Below are 283 nucleotides of genomic sequence, written 5' to 3' on the forward strand. Positions count from 1 at the left end.
CCAGGCACTCAGATATTATTCCGCACAGGGATATAATCTTATAAATACCTACCTGCGCGGAGGAGAGTATGTCAAGCATCAAGCTATTGAGACACTATTGTCGAGAAATTACTTACACAGTAATGAACCAACGCCTCAAGAATTTGATGCAGGAATGCGTGCATATATTCAAGATGTCACAGAGGGATTAAATGAGCTTGCTATAACGGATCATAAAAAAGTTTATCGGGGGTTAAAACTCGATAAATCAGAACTTAAGAATTTACTGGATAAATATACTACA

1 pseudogene is annotated in these 283 nt (G+C 37.5%); it reads left to right on the forward strand.

From position 1 onward, the window contains the following. A pseudogene (locus SLS51_RS24955) lies at positions 1 to 283 on the forward strand (SPI-2 type III secretion system effector NAD(+)--protein-arginine ADP-ribosyltransferase SpvB); the annotation flags it as partial.

Source organism: Photorhabdus africana (assembly GCF_035181445.1).
Lineage (GTDB): Bacteria > Pseudomonadota > Gammaproteobacteria > Enterobacterales > Enterobacteriaceae > Photorhabdus > Photorhabdus laumondii.